This is a genomic window from Streptomyces sp. NPDC002669 (assembly GCF_042889165.1).
GTDB lineage: Bacteria > Actinomycetota > Actinomycetes > Streptomycetales > Streptomycetaceae > Streptomyces.
The window spans coordinates 1-15,974 of record NZ_JBIAQQ010000028.1; the positions used below are offsets into that span (position 1 = coordinate 1).

The following is a 15,974-nucleotide window of genomic DNA, read 5'->3' on the forward strand; positions in this document are numbered from 1 at the left end:
CGCCAAGGGCGCCGGCACCGGCCTGTCCAAGATCGGCGACATCACCAAGGGCCTCAAGGGCATCGAGAACATCGAAATCCCCAAACTCCCCGACGACGCCATCACCCTGCCCGACGGCGCGACGATGCTGCCCGACGGCACCTTCCACCTCCCCGACGGCGCCAAGGTCCCCGACGGGGGCATCGAACTGCCCGACGGAAGCGTCAAGTTCCCCGACGACGCCCCCGTGCTGCCCGAGGGCACCACCAAACTCCCCACCGCCGCCGACGACCCCATCCAGTACGTCGACCGCGACGGCAACCTCCTGGACAAGAACGGCGACGTCGTCCAGCACGCCAAGGACGCCCCCAAGGAACCCACCCCCACCACCCCGCACACCGACAGCAACAACCCGGCCCCGCACACCACCCCCGTGCGAGAACCCGTCCCGGCCGGCGTCGGCGCCCGCAACGGCGACGACGTCATCCGCCTGGGCAGCGACCCCGCCGGCCTCGGCGACCTCGGCCGCATCGGGGACGACCTGCCCGGCGGCAACACCGGTGACCACCTCCCCACCGGCCAGACCGGCGACCACCTCCCCGGCGGCCGCGCCGACGACCTCGGCCACGGCCCCTCCAACAGCCACGAACCCCCCACCGGCGGCCCCCGCAACGACGGCCCCGGGCCCAACACCCACACCGGCGACGGCAGCCACAACAACGGCGGAGGCGGCGGACACCAGGACCCGCCCCCCACCGGCGGGCACGGCGGCGACGGACCCGGCGGACACAACGACGGACCCGGCGGAGGCGGCCACAACGACGGCCCCGGCGACGGGCCCGGCAACGGCGGCGACCACACCCCGGACAACACCGGCGGCCACGGTGATGGCCCCGACGTGCCCGATGAGCACGTCAGCAGCCTCGACCGTCCGCCGTCGGAGCCCTTGACCGAGCCCAGGGCGGACGGCGCGCGCTACGTCGACGAGCCCTCCCCGCACGCGGGGCGGGTCTACGACGAGATCCGGGCCACCCCCGACTCGGTGGACATTCCGGCGATCTCCGGGAACACCGGCATCGACCCGTCCGTGTTGCAACGGGTCAAGACGCACCTGTTCCGCACCGAGCACGTGGTCGTCGTGGAGAAGGGCATGGCCAGGGAAGGGCTCTTCACTCCGCGCGACGACATCGGCGATCTCTGGCAGGCGGCCGGGCAGCGTAGCCTGGACGCGGACGAGGCGCTCAAACTCCAGCGCCTCATCGCTCATGAGTACATGGAAAGCCACCTCATGGAGGCAGGGCTCCCCTACGTGTTCGACAACGCGAATTCGTGGGAGGTCGACATGGTGAACGGTGTCGCCGACGGCCACTACCGCGCCTGGCCCGAAAGCTGGGCGGACGCGGGGGCCCACGAACTCACGGTGAGTGAACGCAGGGGCGGGTTCGCCCAGTGGGAGGGGCTGGGGCTCGATGCGCCGAAGATCGAGCTGGCCACCGACCTCTCGAACATCGACGAGGTGATGGAGGCTGCCTTCCAGGAGCTCCGTTCGAAGGGACTGGACCTTTAAATGACCGATGGATCGACGCTCGCCCTGCTGGAGAGGTTGCGTGCGGCCGACTGGTCCGGCGACTGGGACCACGCCTTCGAGCACGCGCAGTCCCGCCGTCTGCTGATGCACGAGTACCTTCGGCGGGCCGCGCTGTGGGCCCAGGCGTACGGCGCCGAGGCCGAATGGCCCTTCTTCGACGTCACGCGGTACGCCGACAAGGACTTCCAGCTCCCGCCGGAGCTCGCCGCGGCGCTCGACGAGGGCCTCAAGAAGGTCGCGTACGACGCCCGGAAGACCTGTGGGGCCGCGGTGCGGTTCGCGGCGCTCCGCGAGCGGGGCGATGTCGCGCTGCCGGACCTGCCCGATCTCTACGAGCCCCTGGTCCTCTTCTACGAGCGGGGTGGCGAGTTCCTCCAGGACGGGGCCGGGCTCCTCGACCTGACCGGTGTGTCCGTCAGGCCCCGCGGCCCGGGGAACCACCTCGCGGACCGGCCCTTCCTCACGTTCGACGGGCGCGTGCTGGACGCCCTGGACGCCAAGGGCCGGATCTCCTACCACGTGGCGGCCGACCGTTCGGGGCCCGTGCTGCGGCGGCGTCTGCTCAAGTCGGAGCAGCACGACGAGGCGTTCACGGCGGAGCTGCGCTGGGAGCCGACGGATCTTCTCCGGCTCGCCGACGAGAAGCGGACCGACACCGGCTACGCGCAGATCGGTGACATCGAGGCGGCGGAGCTCCTCCAGGCGGCTTTCCGGGGTGCCTCGGGCTCCTGACGGAGGTCAGGTCGTGGCCGGGGGCTCCCTCGTGGGAGCGGAGCCCCCGGAAACGCGAAACGGGGCCCGGCCGAATCGGCCGGACCCCCCTCGCTTTCCCCCTCCGTCAGGGCTTCCCGATCCCCCCAGATCCCTCCCCGGAAGCACCCGACGCCAGATACGACTCGGCGGGGTGCCGAACGGTTGCACGCCTTGACGATCTCTTTACCTTGGGGGCAAAGGGGCTTGTCAGCAGGCGTGTTCGGCGTACCGGGCGGCCACCTCGGCGAGGACCTCGGCGCCGTCGCGGGCCCAGAGGTCCTCGTTGAAGATCTCCACCTCGATCGGGCCGTCGAAGCCGGTGGCCTCGACCAGTGAGCGGAAGGCCCGGAAGTCCACCGCGCCGTCGCCGAGCCGGCCCCGGCCGAGCAGGACCCCGGCCGGGAGCGGGGTGATCCAGTCGGCCAGCTGGAAGGAGTGGATGCGCCCGCCCGCGCCCGCGCGGGCGATCTGCGCGGGCGCCTGGTCGTCCCACCAGACGTGGTACGTGTCGACGACCACACCGACCTGTTCGGCGGGGAAGCGCTCCGCGATGTCCAGGGCCTGGGACAGGGTGGAGACCACGCAGCGGTCCGAGGCGAACATCGGGTGCAGCGGTTCGATCGCGAGGCGCACGCCGCGTTCGGCCGCGTACGGGGTCAGCTCCCCCAGGGCGTCCGCGACGCGTTCGCGGGCGCCGTGCAGGTCCTTGCTGCCCGCCGGGAGTCCGCCGGAGACCAGGACCAGGGTGTCCGTGGACAGGGCCGCCGCCTCGTCGATCGCGGCGCGGTTGTCGTCCAGGGCGCGGGCCCGTTCCGCCGGGTCGAGCGCGGTGAAGAAGCCGCCCCGGCAGAGGCTGGTGACGGCGAGGCCGTGGTCGGCGAGGAGGGCGGCGGCGCGCTCGACGCCGTACTCCTGGACGGGGCCCCGCCACAGGCCGACCTTGTCGATGCCCGCCTTCGCGCAGCCCTCGGCCAGTTCGGGCAGGGACCACTGCTTGATGGTCTCCTGGTTGATGGAGAGACGGCCGTCGCTCATCGGGTGCCTCCGTTGACCGCGAGCAGGGCGCGCATCCGGGATTCGGCCAGTTCCGGGTCGGGGAACAGGCCCAGCCGGTCCGCGAGTTCGTACGCCTTCGCCAGGTGCGGCAGCGAGCGGGCGGACTGGAGACCGCCGACCATCGTGAAGTGGTCCTGGTGGCCGGCCAGCCAGGCCAGGAAGACCACGCCCGTCTTGTAGAAGCGGGTGGGTGCCCGGAAGAGGTGGCGGGACAGCTCGACCGTGGGGTCGAGAAGGTTCCGGAACCCCTGGACGTCGCCGGTGTCCAGCACCCGTACCGCGTGGGCGGCCAGCGGGCCCAGCGGGTCGAAGATGCCGAGCAGGGCGTGGCTGAAGCCCTGGTCGTCGCCCGCGATCAGTTCGGGGTAGTTGAAGTCGTCGCCGGTGTAGCAGCGCACCCCGCCCGGCAGGCGGCGGCGGACGTCGATCTCGCGCTCCGCGTCGAGCAGGGAGATCTTGATGCCGTCGACCTTGTCCGGGTGTTCCGCGATGACCTTCAGGAACGTGTCGGTGGCGGCGTCGAGGTCCGAGGAGCCCCAGTAGCCGTCCAGCGCGGGGTCGAACATCGGGCCCAGCCAGTGCAGGACGACCGGTTCGGACGCCTGGCGCAGCAGGTGCGCGTACGTCTCCAGGTAGTCCTCGGGTCCCTTCGCCGCCGCGGCGAGCGCGCGGGAGGCCATCAGGATGGCCTGGGCGCCGCTCTCCTCGACGAGGGCGAGCTGCTCCTCGTAGGCGGCGCGGACCTCGGCGAGGCCGGCGGGGCCGGCGAGCTGGTCGGTGCCGACGCCGCAGGCGATGCGGCCGCCGACCGCCTTCGCCTCGGCGGCGGAGCGGCGGATCAGTTCGGCCGCGCCGGCCCAGTCCAGGCCCATGCCGCGCTGGGCGGTGTCCATCGCTTCGGCGACGCCCAGGCCGTGCGACCAGAGGTGGCGGCGGAAGGCGAGGGTGGCGTCCCAGTCGACGGCCGCCGGGGAGTCGGGGCTGACGTCGGCGTACGGGTCGGCGACGACGTGGGCCGCGGAGAAGACCGTGCGCGAGGCGAGCGGGCTGCCGCCGGGGGCGAGGTCGAGGGGGGTGGTGCGGGGCTCGTAGGGGCCCTGCGGGAGGTGGATGGTCATACGCGGATCAGCTCCGGTGCGCGGTGCGGGAGTCGGGTCGTCGCGGGGGAGGTCCCGGGTTCCGGGACGGGCGGGCGGCCGTCCCGGAGGCGGATCCGGGACGGCGGTGCGGGAGGGCGGACGTCACAGGGACAGCTCGGGGACGTCGAGGCGGCGGCCCTCCGCGTGGGACTTCAGGCCCAGCTCGGCGAGCTGCACGCCGCGGGCGCCGGCCATCAGGTCCCAGCCGTACGGCTCGTCGAGCACGACGTGGCGCAGGAAGAGCTCCCACTGGGCCTTGAAGCCGTTGTCGAAGACGGCGTTGTCGGGGACTTCCTGCCACTGGTCGCGGAAGGACTCGGTGACCGGGAGGTCGGGGTTCCAGACCGGCTTGGGGGTGGCCGAGCGGTGCTGGACGCGGCAGTTGCGCAGGCCGGCGACGGCGGAGCCGTGCGTGCCGTCCACCTGGAACTCGACGAGCTCGTCGCGGTTGACGCGGACCGCCCAGGAGGAGTTGATCTGCGCGACCGCGCCGCTCTCCAGCTGGAAGACGCCGTAGGCGGCGTCGTCGGCGGTGGCGGCGTAGGGCTTGCCCTGCTCGTCCCAGCGCTGCGGGATGTGCGTCTGGACGTGCGCCTGGACGGTGGTGACCCGGCCGAACAGCTCGTGGAGCACGTACTCCCAGTGCGGGAACATGTCGACGACGATGCCGCCGCCGTCCTCCGCGCGGTAGTTCCAGGACGGGCGCTGGGCCTCCTGCCAGTCGCCCTCGAAGACCCAGTAGCCGAACTCGCCGCGCACGGAGAGGATCTCGCCGAAGAAGCCGCCGTCGATGAGGCGCTTCAGCTTCAGCAGGCCCGGCAGGAAGATCTTGTCCTGGACGACGCCGTGCTTGATGCCGGCGTCGCGGGCGACGCGGGCCAGCTCCAGGGCGCCCTCGACGTCCGTGGCGGTGGGCTTCTCGGTGTAGATGTGCTTGCCCGCCGCGATCGCCTTCTTGATCGCCTCGACGCGGGCCGAGGTGACCTGGGCGTCGAAGTAGATGTCGATGCTGTCGTCGGCGAGCACCGCGTCGAGGTCGGTGGACCACTCGGTCAGGCCGTGCTTCGCGGCCAGCTCCTCCAGCGCGTGGGCGCGGCGGCCGACCAGCACCGGCTCGGGCCACAGCACGTCCCCGTCGCCGAGGTCGAGGCCGCCCTGCTCGCGGATCGCGAGGATCGAGCGCACCAGGTGCTGCCGGTACCCCATGCGACCCGTGACGCCGTTCATGGCGATGCGCACTGTCCTGCGTGTCACGAAACTTCCTCCAAGCAACCGTAGCAAGCGCTTTCTATCGGTGATGACGCTAGCCTGCCGACAGCAATCCGGACAAGAGGGGGCTCCCCCGCGTCTCCTCCCGCCCCGTCCCCCCTCGTCGCTCCTCGGAGGAAAGCCATGACAGTCACCCTGGCGGATGTGGCGGCTCGCGCCCGGGTGTCCCCGGCGACCGTCTCCCGCGTGCTGAACGGCAACTACCCCGTGGCCGCGTCCACCCGGGAGCGGGTGCTGCGCGCGGTGGACGAGCTGGACTACGTGCTCAACGGCCCGGCGAGCTCGCTCGCGGCGGCCACGTCCGACCTGGTCGGCATCCTGGTCAACGACATCGCCGACCCGTTCTTCGGGATCATGGCGGGGGCGGCGCAGACCGAGATCGGCGGGCCGGGGGACGGTTCGGGCCGGGCGGGCGGCGAGAAGCTCGCCGTGATCTGCAACACCGGCGGCTCGCCCGAGCGCGAGCTCACCTACCTCACCCTGCTCCAGCGCCAGCGCGCCGCGGCCGTGGTGCTGACCGGGGGTGCCGTGGAGGATCCGGCGCACCGGGCCGCGACGTCCGCCAAGCTGACCCGGCTCGCGGACGCGGGCACCCGGGTGGTGCTGTGCGGACGGCCCCCGCTGCCGGACAACGAGGCGGTCGTGGCCACGCTGGCCTTCGACAACCGGGGCGGGGGCCGCCGCCTCACCGAGCACCTGCTCGCGCTGGGCCACCGGCGGATCGGCTACGTCGCGGGCCCCTCGGAGCGCACGACGACCCGTCACCGCCTGGAGGGACACCTCGACGCGATGCGCGCGGCGGGACTTGTCGGCGACGGTACGGACGCGACGGCGCCGCTCCTCGGCCGGTACGAGGAAAGGCTCGTCGTCCACGGTCCCTACGACCGGCGGTCGGGCTACGACGCCACGGTCGAACTCCTGCGCCGCGAACCGGAGGTGACGGCCGTGGTCGCCGCGAACGACACGGTGGCCCTGGGCGCGAGCGCGGCGATCCGGGACCGCGGGCTGCGCATCCCCGAGGACGTCTCGGTGGCGGGCTTCGACGACCTGCCGTTCTCGGTGGACGCGGTGCCGGCGCTGACGACCGTACGGCTGCCGCTCTTCGAGGCGGGGGCGCGGGCGGGACGGCTGGCCATGGGCAAGGAGACCCCGCCGCCCGGCGGAATCGCCACGATCCCGGCCGAGTTGATGGTCCGCGGCTCGACGGCGCCACCGCGGGGGCGGTGAGCGGGTGGGAAGTCCGGTGCGCGGGTGGGGGGTTCCGGTGTTCCGGTACCGGCCCCTGCCCCGGTGACGGGCCCTCACCGATTGTCCGCACCGGAAACCGACACCGCCCACCACGCCACCCGCACCGGTCCCCCGCACGGCCCGCGACAGCCTCCGGCACGCCTCTGAACGTGCCCTCACCTGGGGCTCCGCCAAAGCTCGTCCGGGTCTGGAGCAGGGCCGGACCGAGGTCCGTCCCGTTCTCCGTTCGGGTTCCGGCAGAAAGATGGGGGTGTTGCCCCCATGCCCCGCGGAGCCTCCACCGGAAGTATGGAGTTCGGCGGACCGGTCGGTGCCGGCGCCGGACCGAGGAGGTGCGATGACGGAGATCGATACGGGCGGCAACGAACGGCTGTGCGTCTCTTCCGCGTCACGCCCGTCCGCGGCAGCGGGACACCCCGCCGATGCGGTCGGCCTGCTGGAGGCCGAGCGGCCCGCGACGCCCGGGGACTCCTGGGCGGACGGCTCGTGGTGGCGGCCCGCGCTGACCGGAGAACGGTTCTGCGACCGTGCCCCGGACTGGGCGCTGTTCGTCCGGGACGCGGTCTCCGCCGCCCCCGAGCGGGCGGAGATCGCCGACCGGGCGGACCGGCCGGGGCTGCGCGGGTTCGAGTGCGTCCTCGCCCCGTTCACCGCCCGCGCGGCGCGGCGGATGCTGGACGGGTTGCCCCCGCGGGTGGGCCGGTGCGCCGATCTGGACGCCGTGCGCGACGACTTCGAGCGCCATCTGGCCCGGCGGCTCGCCCGGCTCGCCGCCCGGACCCTGGTCCTGGAGCTGCACACGGCGCGGCGGGAGGGCCGGCTCACCGGGGCGGCCTCCGAGGACCGGTTCACGGACTTCCTGCGGCTGACCGGTTCCCGCTCCGGGCTGGCCGCGCTCTGCACGACGTACCCCGTACTGGCCCGGATCCTGGGGCGTGCGGCGCTCGACGCCGCCGCCGCGCTGGCCGAGATGCTCGTACGGTTCACCGCGGACCGTCCGGTGCTGCCGGGCGACCGCACCACCCGCGGCGAAGGCCCCGCCGAGGGGACCGCGGGCGTCGGGCGGCTGGTGGGGGTCGTACCGGGGGCCGGGGACGGCCACCGGGGCGGGCGCACCGTGATGCTGCTCCGGTTCGAGGACGGCGCCCGGCTGGTCTACAAGCCTCGCCCGCTCGCCGCGCACCGGCACTTCAACGAACTGGTCCAGTGGTTCAACGCGCTGCCCGGCACGCCCGGTCTGCGTACGCTCGCCCTGCTGGACCGGGGGTCGTACGGCTGGGTGGAGTTCGTCGCGGAACGGCCCTGCCGCTCGGCCCGCCAGATCGAGGTCTTCTACCGGCGCCAGGGGGCCCTGCTGGCCCTGCTGCACGCGCTGGACGGCACCGATCTGCACCACGAGAACCTGATCGCGGACGGGGAGCACCCGGTGCTCGTCGACGTGGAGACGCTGTTCCACCCGCCGCTGCCCGCCGCGGCCTCGGACGACCCGGCGGCCCGTGCCCTGCACGCCTCGGTGCACCGGGTGGGGCTGCTGCCGCAGCTGCTCGTCGGGGACGAGACGGCGCTCGACATGTCCGGGATCGGCGGCGGGCAGGCGGCCGATTCGCCGGTGCGCAGCGCCGACTGGGCCGACGCGGGGACCGACCGGATGCGGCTGGTGCGCCGGACGGCCCGGTTCGGCGAGTCGGCCAACCGGCCCCGGCTGACCGGAACGCCCGCCGATCCGTCCGCCTTCACCCGTGCGCTGTGCGCCGGTTTCCGCGCCGGGTACACCGCGATCAAGGCGGCCCGTGCCGAACTCCTGCGCTCAGGCGGCCTGTTGGAGCGCTTCGCGCACGACGAGGTGCGGGTGGTGGCGCGGCCCACCTGGGTGTACTCCTCGCTCCTGGACGAGTCCACGCATCCGGACCTGATGAGGGACGCCGCCGAACGGCAGGAGGTGCTGGCGCTGCTGGGCACCGACGTCCTGGGCTCCTCCGCGCTGCCCGATCTGCTGGACGAGGAGATCGCCCAGCTCTGGGCGGGGGACGTGCCCCTGTTCACCGCCCTGCCCGAACGCACCGACCTGTGGAGCGGGAACGGCCGGCTGCTGCCCGGGACGCTCGCCCGGACCGGGCTGTCCCTGGTCCGGGAGAAGCTGGCGGCCATGGACACGGTGGACCGGCAGGACCAGGAGCGGATCATCCGCGCCGCGATGGTGACCACCTCCCGCGAACCGGCCCACATCGCCGCTCCCGGCCCGCGCCGGGCCCGTACGGCCGCGACCGCGCCGGAGCCGGAGCAGCTGCTCGCGGCGGCCCGCTCGGTCGGCGACCAGCTGGTCTCCCAGGCGTACTCCGGCTCCACCCGGCTGAACTGGATCGGTCTGGAACTGCTCGGCGAGCGCTACTGGCGGCTGGGCCCGATGGCCGCCGACGTGGCGGGCGGCTACACCGGTACGGCGTGCTTCCTCGCCCAGCTCGCCTCGCTCACCGGGGCGGACCGGTACGCGGCGGCCGCCCGGGACGCGCTGGCGCCCCTCGCCGGGCTGCTGGACGCGCTGCACTCGCGCCCGGACGACCTGGGCCCGGTGGGCTCGGGCGCGTTCGCCGGGCTCGGCGGGATCGCCTACGTACTGGCCCAGGTCTCGGACACGCTGGACGACCCGCGCCTGGGTGAACTGGTGCTGCCCGCACTGCGGTTGACCGGTGCCGCGGCGAGTGCCGAGAGCGAGTACGGGGTGCGCGGCGGCACGGCCGGCGGACTGGTCGGCCTGCTCGCCGGGTACCGGACCACCGGGCGGTCCGACGTGTGGCGCGGGGCGGAACACTGCGCCGGGCTGCTGCGCGAGGCGCCGTTGCCGGACGCGCCGGGATTCGCCGACGGGTCCGCCGGGATCGGCTGGGCGCTGCTGCGCTTCGCCGAGGCGGGCGGCGGCGAGCCGTACCGCGCCTCGGGGCTCGCCGCGCTGCGGGCCGCGACCGGCGCGGTGGGCCCGGACGTCTCCTGGTGCCGGGGCCGGACGGGCGTGGCGCTGGCCGTGCTGGACAGCCCGGCGGCGCGGACCGATCCGTCGCTGTCCGCCTGGGCGCGCGAGGCGGCGGCGGACATCGCACGGTCCGAGCCGCCGCCGGACGACAGCCTGTGCCACGGCGAGCTCGGCGTCCTCGAACTGCTGCGCCTCGGCGAGCCCTCGGGTGCGCGCACCCGCTGGGTGGAGCGGGCCGGGGCGCTGCTCGCGGCGGCCGACCGGGCGAAGCCGCGCTGCGGAACCCCCGGCCAGGTGCCGCACCCGGGGCTGCTGACCGGGCTGGCGGGCATCGGGCACGGACTGCTGCGGGCGGGCTTCCCCGACCGGGTGCCGTCCCTGCTGCTGCTCGCCGGACCCACCGCACCCGCCGCACCCCACTGACCGCCCACCCGCCCCGTACCGTTCCTCCTTCCCGCTCCACCTCCGTTCCTTCTCCTCCGTTCCTTCTCCGCACCGTTCACCACCGCACGGCTCACGGAACGACAACCCCCTACAGAAGAGGCAGAGATCATGCAGAGCACCGAAGCTTCCGCCATCCTCTCCACCGACTCCATGGACGAGTTCGCCGACGAGCACCCCGCCGGCAGAATCACCCTGGGTGCGAGCGGCAGACTCGGGCTGCGCAGCAGCATTCTCAGCGCCACGGACGGCAACAACGGCTGCACCACGGACCTGCCGTGGACCACCATGACCTGGAACTGAATGAACTCCTTTTCAGATCAAGAGATTTGACGCGCTGACCGGTGGGCAGTGCCTCGAGTAGCCTGCGTACATGCGTGCCACTTCGTCGGTGATTGTCGGGCGAGCCGCTGAGACCGGCCTGCTGAGCGACGCCCTGGACACCGCATCGCGGTGTTCGGGGCGTGCGGTCTTCTTCGTGGGGGACCCGGGCATCGGGAAATCACGGCTGGCCGGCGAGTGCGCCTACCGGGCGTACGAGCGGGGCATGCCGGTGCTGCGCGGCAGGGCCACGTCGACCGGGCTCGTGGTGCCGTTCCGCCCGCTGATCGAGGCGCTGTCCTCACGGTTCCGGGCGGCCGGTACGCCCACCGATCCGGAGCTGGACCCGTACCGTCCGGCGCTGGCCCGGCTGGTGCCGGAGTGGCGCCAGGGCTCCTCCCCCGGCTATCCGGAGACGGTGATCGAGCTGGCGGAGGCGCTGCTGCGGCTGCTGTCGGTGCTCGGCCAGGAGCGCGGTTGCGTGATCCTGCTGGAGGACCTGCACGACTCCGACACCGAGACGATCGCGGTGGTGGAGTACGTCATCGACAACGTGGCGGACCTGCCGGTGCTGTTACTGGGGACCCTGCGCCCGGAGCCCGGGGTCGCCCTGGACCTGGTGCGTTCGGCGGAGCGGCGGCAGGTCGCCACCGTGCACGAGCTGTCCCCGCTCGGCGACGCGGACGTGCGGGAGATGGCCGCCTCGTGCCTGGAGGCCGACCCCGACGAGGTGCCGCGGACCACCCACGAGCGGCTGGCGGAGCGGGCGGGTGGCAACCCGTACCTGGTCGAGGTGCTGCTCGCCGATCTGCTCGACTCCGGCCAGCTGCGCCGCACCGGCGACCGCTGGGAGGAGCACGTCAACCCGGACGCGTCGGTGCCGACCGGGGTGGTGCGCAGCTGGTCGCGGCGGCTGGACCGGTTCGACGAGCCGGTGCGCGAACTGCTCCTGTGCGCGGCCACGTTGGGCAGCCGGTTCTCGGTGACCGTGCTCCAGACCGTCACCGGTTTCGACGACCGCACGCTCTTCAGCCATCTGCGTTCCGCCGTCGAGGCGAACATCATCGCCCCCGACGGGGCGGACCCCGACCGCTACACCTTCCGGCACGCGCTGACCGCCGAGGCGCTGGTGGCCTCGCTGGCACCGGCCGAGCGGGCCGCCACGGCCCGCCGCGCGGCCCTGTCGCTGGCTGCCGTGGTGCATGAACTCGGCGACGAGCAGCGGCAGTTGATGGCGACTCTGCAACTTGCCGGGGGCGACCGGCACGGTGCCGCCCGGCAGTTCGCCGCCGTCGGCCGCCGGATGCTGACGGCGGGGGCGTCCGGTTCCGCCGTCATCCTGCTGGAGCGGGCCCGTTCGCTCGCCCACGAGGGCGATCTGCGGAGCGTCACGGAATCGCTCGCGGTCGCCCATGCCGAGGCCGGCGAGCTGGACACGGCCCTGGCGCTGACCGGGGAGCTGCCGCCGGTGCCCCCGCGCTCCGACGCCGCCGAACAGCGCGGGGAGACCCACATCAAGATCGCCTGGGCGGCCGTGATGGCGGAACGGATGGCGGAGGCGGCCGGGCAGATCCGGGCCGCGCGGGGCGTTCTCGGTACGGCCGTCCGCCCCGAGCAGCAGGCGGCGCTCGACGTGGTGGACGGCCATCTGGCCCTGCTGCCCGGCCATGTCGACCACGGGCAGCAGGAGCGCGCGCAGGATGCGGCGCGCCGGGCCGCGTCGGTCGCGGAGGAGCGCAACCTTCCGGTGGTGGCCTGCCAGGCGTGGCAGTTACTGGCGCTGCTGTCCCGGCAGCGCGGCTTCGACGAGGCCGACGCCTGCCTGGAGCGGATGCTCGCGGTGTCCGAGCAGCACTCCCTGCCGGTGTGGCGGGTGGAGGCCCTGGTCCGGCTCGGCGCCAACACGTTCATGCGCACCGGCGACCCGGCCCGGCTGGAGACGGCCCGCACCGCCGCCCAGTCGTTGGGCGCGCTGGTGCCGACCCAGACCGTGGACGGGCTGCTCGCGATGAACGCGGTGATGCGCGGCGAGTGGGACGGGGCGCACGAGATCATCGAGCGTTCGCTGGCCGCCAGCGCGCGGGTCCGCAACCTGGGGGCGCACCGCTACCTGCTGCTGGCCTCGGCGACGCTCGCCGCGCACCGGGGCCGAAGACGGGACCTGGACCGGGCCATGGTCCGGTTCCGCCGGGCGGGCGGCGAGGAGTCCTTGCTCGTACCGCTGCAACTGGGTCTCTGCCGCGCCTTCGCGGCGCTGCTGGAGGAGGACCGCGAGCGTGCGCTGGCCGACCTCGACACCTCGCTGGCCTGGGAGCGCGAGAATCCCAGCTTCTTCTATCTGAGCGGGCGTTACGGCCTGCGTCCGCTGCTGCGGGTCCTCGACGGGCGGGGCGACCGGGCGGAGCTCGGCGCGATCCTGGGGAGCCCCGGCGCGGACCTGGCGTGGAACCAGCTGTTCCTGCGGCTGGCCGACGGCGTCCTGCACGGTCGGGAGGGCGACGCGGAGCGCGCCGCCCGGACGGTCCGCTCCGCCGTCGCCGACGCCGCCGCCTTCCCCCTCGCCCGCCACCTGGGGCTGCGGCTGGTCGCCGGCGCGGCGCTCGCCGAGAAGTGGGGCGAGCCGGTGGGCTGGCTGCGGTCGTCGGAGGAGTACTTCTACGGGGCGGGCATCCAGCCCGTCGCGGCGGCGTGCCGGGCGGAGCTGCGGCAGGCGGGGGCCAGCGTCGGACAGCACCGGGGCGGCTGGGACCGCATCCCGGCCGCCCTGCGGACGAGCGGTGTGACGCCGCGCGAGTACGAGGTCTTCGTCCTGCTGGCGGAGCGGCCGGGCAACCAGCAGATAGCCCGGCGGCTGTCCATCTCGCCGCGCACGGTGGAGAAGCACATGGCGAGCCTGCTGAACAAGACGGGGCGTGCGGACCGGGCGGCCCTGTGCGAGTTCTCCGCCGAGTGCGCGGCGGAACGCGACTGAGCGCGACGGGTGCGGCCCCGCGTCGGAGCGCCGGACCGCACCCGGATGACGGCGCGGCGGACGGGGTGACGGGTGGGGTGACGGGGTGACGGGCGGTGGTCCGAGGGGCCCGTGATGTCCCCGTGGGGCACGGAATACGGGTATGCGGGCCCAACATGGGGGTGCGGAGCGGTTTTGGTCGGGTGCCGTTACGGAACATGCGGGTCCGGCACCGATGTGGGGGGACCCGTTCCCGGCGGACCATCCAGGGACATGACCGGCAAGCCGCCCAGTCCCCCGTTCTTCGGAGGCCCGCCCATGACCCGACACCACACCCCTGCCCCGTCGTCCGGTGCGCTGAGTCTCTCGGTCCTCGGGCCGCTCTCCGGGTACCTGGACGGACGGCCGCTGCTCCTCGGGCCGCGCAAGCAGCGGCTGGTCCTGGCCATGCTGCTCTGCCGGCCCAACACACCGGTACCGGTGGACGTGCTCACCGACGCGGTGTGGCCGGACGCGCCGCCCCGTACGGCGCGCAAGAACCTCCAGGTGTACATCAGTTCCACGCGGGCGCTGCTCGGCGCGCGCCGTCCCGGGGGGCCGGACGACGGCGGTGCCGGCGGGGAACGGCTGGTGCACTCCTGCGGCGGTTATCTGCTGCGGGTCGGCGAGGACGAGCTGGACACCCTGCGGTTCCGTTCGCTGGCCGCGGCCGGCCGGCGGGCCGCCGACGACGGCGATCCGCGGGCCGCCGCCGGTCTGCTGCGCCGGGCGCTGGACCTGTGGCAGGGGCCGCCGATGCACGATCTGCGGGACTCCCCGGAGGTGGCCGCGGAGGCGGAGCGGCTGGAGGCCCGGTGCCTGACCGTGCACGAGGACTGGGCCGAGACGGAGATCTCGCTGGGGCGGGCGCCCGCCGTCGTGGACGGGCTGCGGGACCTCGCCGAGCGGCACCCCCTGCGCGAGCGCATCCGGGCCGCGTGGATGGACGCCCTGCACCGGACCGGCCGCCGGGCCGAGGCGCTCGCCGTGTACGACGACTACCGCCAGCTGCTGGCGAGGGAGCTGGGCCTGGAGCCGGGGGCGGCCATCGCCGCCCGGCACCGCGCGATGCTGACCGGCCGGGACGGCGTGGACCGGCCGCGGGCGGCGGCCCCGGCGCGCCGGGCCGAGGCGCTGCGGACGGTGCTGCCCGCCGGTACGCCCGACTTCACCGGCCGGGGCGAGCAGCTGCGGGAGCTGCTGGACGTCCTGGGCGGGGAGAACGGCCGGGTGGTGGCGGTCACCGGGGCCGCGGGGACCGGGAAGACGGCCCTCGCGGTGCAGGCGGCGCACCTGCTGGCGGAGCGGTTCCCGGACGGCCGGATCCACATCCGGGTCCGCGACGAGCAGGGGGTGGTGCGTCCCCCGTCGGCGCTCGTCGGCGAACTGGCCCGGCTGACCGGCGACCCGCACCGGGCGGAGCCGATGACGGACCCGGAGCACTGGCGGCACTGGCTGGCCACGCACCGTTCGCTGGTCGTGCTCGACGACGTGCCGGAGGAGGCGGCGGTACGGGCCCTGCTGCCGGGCACCGGCGGCAGTTCGTTCGTCCTGACGGCGCGCGGTCAGCTGGCCGGGCTCGCACCGGTGCACCGGATCGCGCTGCCGCCGCTGGCCCCCGCCGAGGCGCTGGCGCTGCTGGGCCGGCTGATCGGGGCGGGGCGGGTGGGCCTGGACCGGGCCGCCGCCCTGCGCATAGCCGACGCCTGCGGGCTGCTTCCGCTGGCGGTGCGGGTGAGCGGGATGCGGCTGGCGGTGCTGCGGCACCTGCCGCTGGCCGAGTACGCGGAGCGGCTGGCCGATCCGGCCGGGGCGCTGGACGAGCTGGTGGCCGGTGACATCTCGGTGCGGGCCCGGCTGGCCTCCGGCTGGCGGGACCTGTCGCCCGGGAGCGGGCTGGCGCTGACCCGGCTGGCCTCCGCCGTCCACGAGGGTCCGTTCACCCTGCCGGAGGCCATGACGGCGCTCGGCTGCGGCGAACGGCAGGCGCTGCGGGCGGTGGAGTCGCTGATCGACGCCGGGGCGGTGACCTCCCCCAGCGGCGAGGTCACCGCGCACTCCGTGCTGTACGAGCTGCCGCGCCTGATGGGCCTGTACGCCCGCGAACTCACCGCCGCCCCGGAGCCGGGGCCCGTGCCTGTGCCGGACCCCCTGTCGGGGCCGGGCGCCCCTTCGGAACCGGCGGCCCGTACCGCGATACCGGTGGGCTGACCCGGCGCCCGC

General features: G+C 74.3%; 9 protein-coding genes and 1 pseudogene. 7 read left to right on the forward strand and 3 right to left on the reverse strand.

Annotated features, from left to right (window positions below; genetic code table 11):
* Positions 1-1,546: pseudogene (locus ACFYW1_RS31305) on the forward strand (hypothetical protein); the annotation flags it as partial.
* Positions 1,547-2,299 (forward strand): hypothetical protein, encoded by a 753-nt coding sequence (locus ACFYW1_RS31310; RefSeq protein WP_389000729.1) that lies wholly within the window; start codon positions 1,547-1,549, stop codon positions 2,297-2,299.
* Positions 2,300-2,527: 228 nt separating this feature from the next.
* Here the strand turns inward: ACFYW1_RS31310 and ACFYW1_RS31315 are convergent, their stop codons facing one another.
* The 3 genes from ACFYW1_RS31315 to ACFYW1_RS31325 all read right to left on the reverse strand — a co-directional run bounded on the left by ACFYW1_RS31315 (position 2,528) and on the right by ACFYW1_RS31325 (position 5,769).
* The gene (locus ACFYW1_RS31315) at positions 2,528-3,355 is read right to left on the reverse strand and encodes a sugar phosphate isomerase/epimerase family protein (RefSeq protein WP_389000732.1); all 828 of its coding nucleotides are present in this window, start codon (positions 3,353-3,355) and stop codon (positions 2,528-2,530) included.
* Positions 3,352-4,494, reverse strand: coding sequence for a dihydrodipicolinate synthase family protein (locus tag ACFYW1_RS31320; RefSeq protein ID WP_389000735.1), 1,143 nt, complete (start codon positions 4,492-4,494; stop codon positions 3,352-3,354). The genes ACFYW1_RS31315 and ACFYW1_RS31320 overlap by 4 nt, the downstream gene beginning before the upstream one ends.
* A 123-nt stretch (positions 4,495-4,617) precedes the next feature.
* On the reverse strand, positions 4,618-5,769 hold the full coding sequence (locus ACFYW1_RS31325) for a Gfo/Idh/MocA family protein (protein WP_389000738.1): 1,152 nt from the start codon (positions 5,767-5,769) through the stop codon (positions 4,618-4,620).
* A gap of 138 nt (positions 5,770-5,907) precedes the next feature.
* On the opposite strand from ACFYW1_RS31325, the gene ACFYW1_RS31330 reads away from it, so the two are divergent.
* The 5 genes from ACFYW1_RS31330 to ACFYW1_RS31350 all read left to right on the forward strand — a co-directional run bounded on the left by ACFYW1_RS31330 (position 5,908) and on the right by ACFYW1_RS31350 (position 15,962).
* A complete protein-coding gene (locus ACFYW1_RS31330) occupies positions 5,908-7,011 on the forward strand; it encodes a LacI family DNA-binding transcriptional regulator (protein ID WP_389000741.1) in 1,104 nt (367 codons plus the stop codon).
* 358 nt (positions 7,012-7,369) lie between these two features.
* Positions 7,370-10,423, forward strand: coding sequence for a type 2 lanthipeptide synthetase LanM family protein (locus ACFYW1_RS31335; RefSeq protein ID WP_389000744.1), 3,054 nt, complete (start codon positions 7,370-7,372; stop codon positions 10,421-10,423).
* A 129-nt stretch (positions 10,424-10,552) separates the two neighbouring features.
* Positions 10,553-10,744: a hypothetical protein gene (locus ACFYW1_RS31340; RefSeq protein WP_389000747.1), complete on the forward strand. Its 192-nt coding sequence runs from the start codon at positions 10,553-10,555 to the stop codon at positions 10,742-10,744.
* A 70-nt stretch (positions 10,745-10,814) separates the two neighbouring features.
* The gene (locus tag ACFYW1_RS31345) at positions 10,815-13,733 is read left to right on the forward strand and encodes an AAA family ATPase (protein WP_389000750.1); all 2,919 of its coding nucleotides are present in this window, start codon (positions 10,815-10,817) and stop codon (positions 13,731-13,733) included.
* Positions 13,734-14,030: 297 nt separating this feature from the next.
* Positions 14,031-15,962 carry a BTAD domain-containing putative transcriptional regulator gene (locus tag ACFYW1_RS31350; RefSeq protein WP_389000753.1) on the forward strand — a complete coding sequence of 644 codons (1,932 nt, stop codon included), beginning with the start codon at positions 14,031-14,033 and terminating at the stop codon, positions 15,960-15,962.
* Positions 15,963-15,974 lie beyond the last annotated feature (12 nt).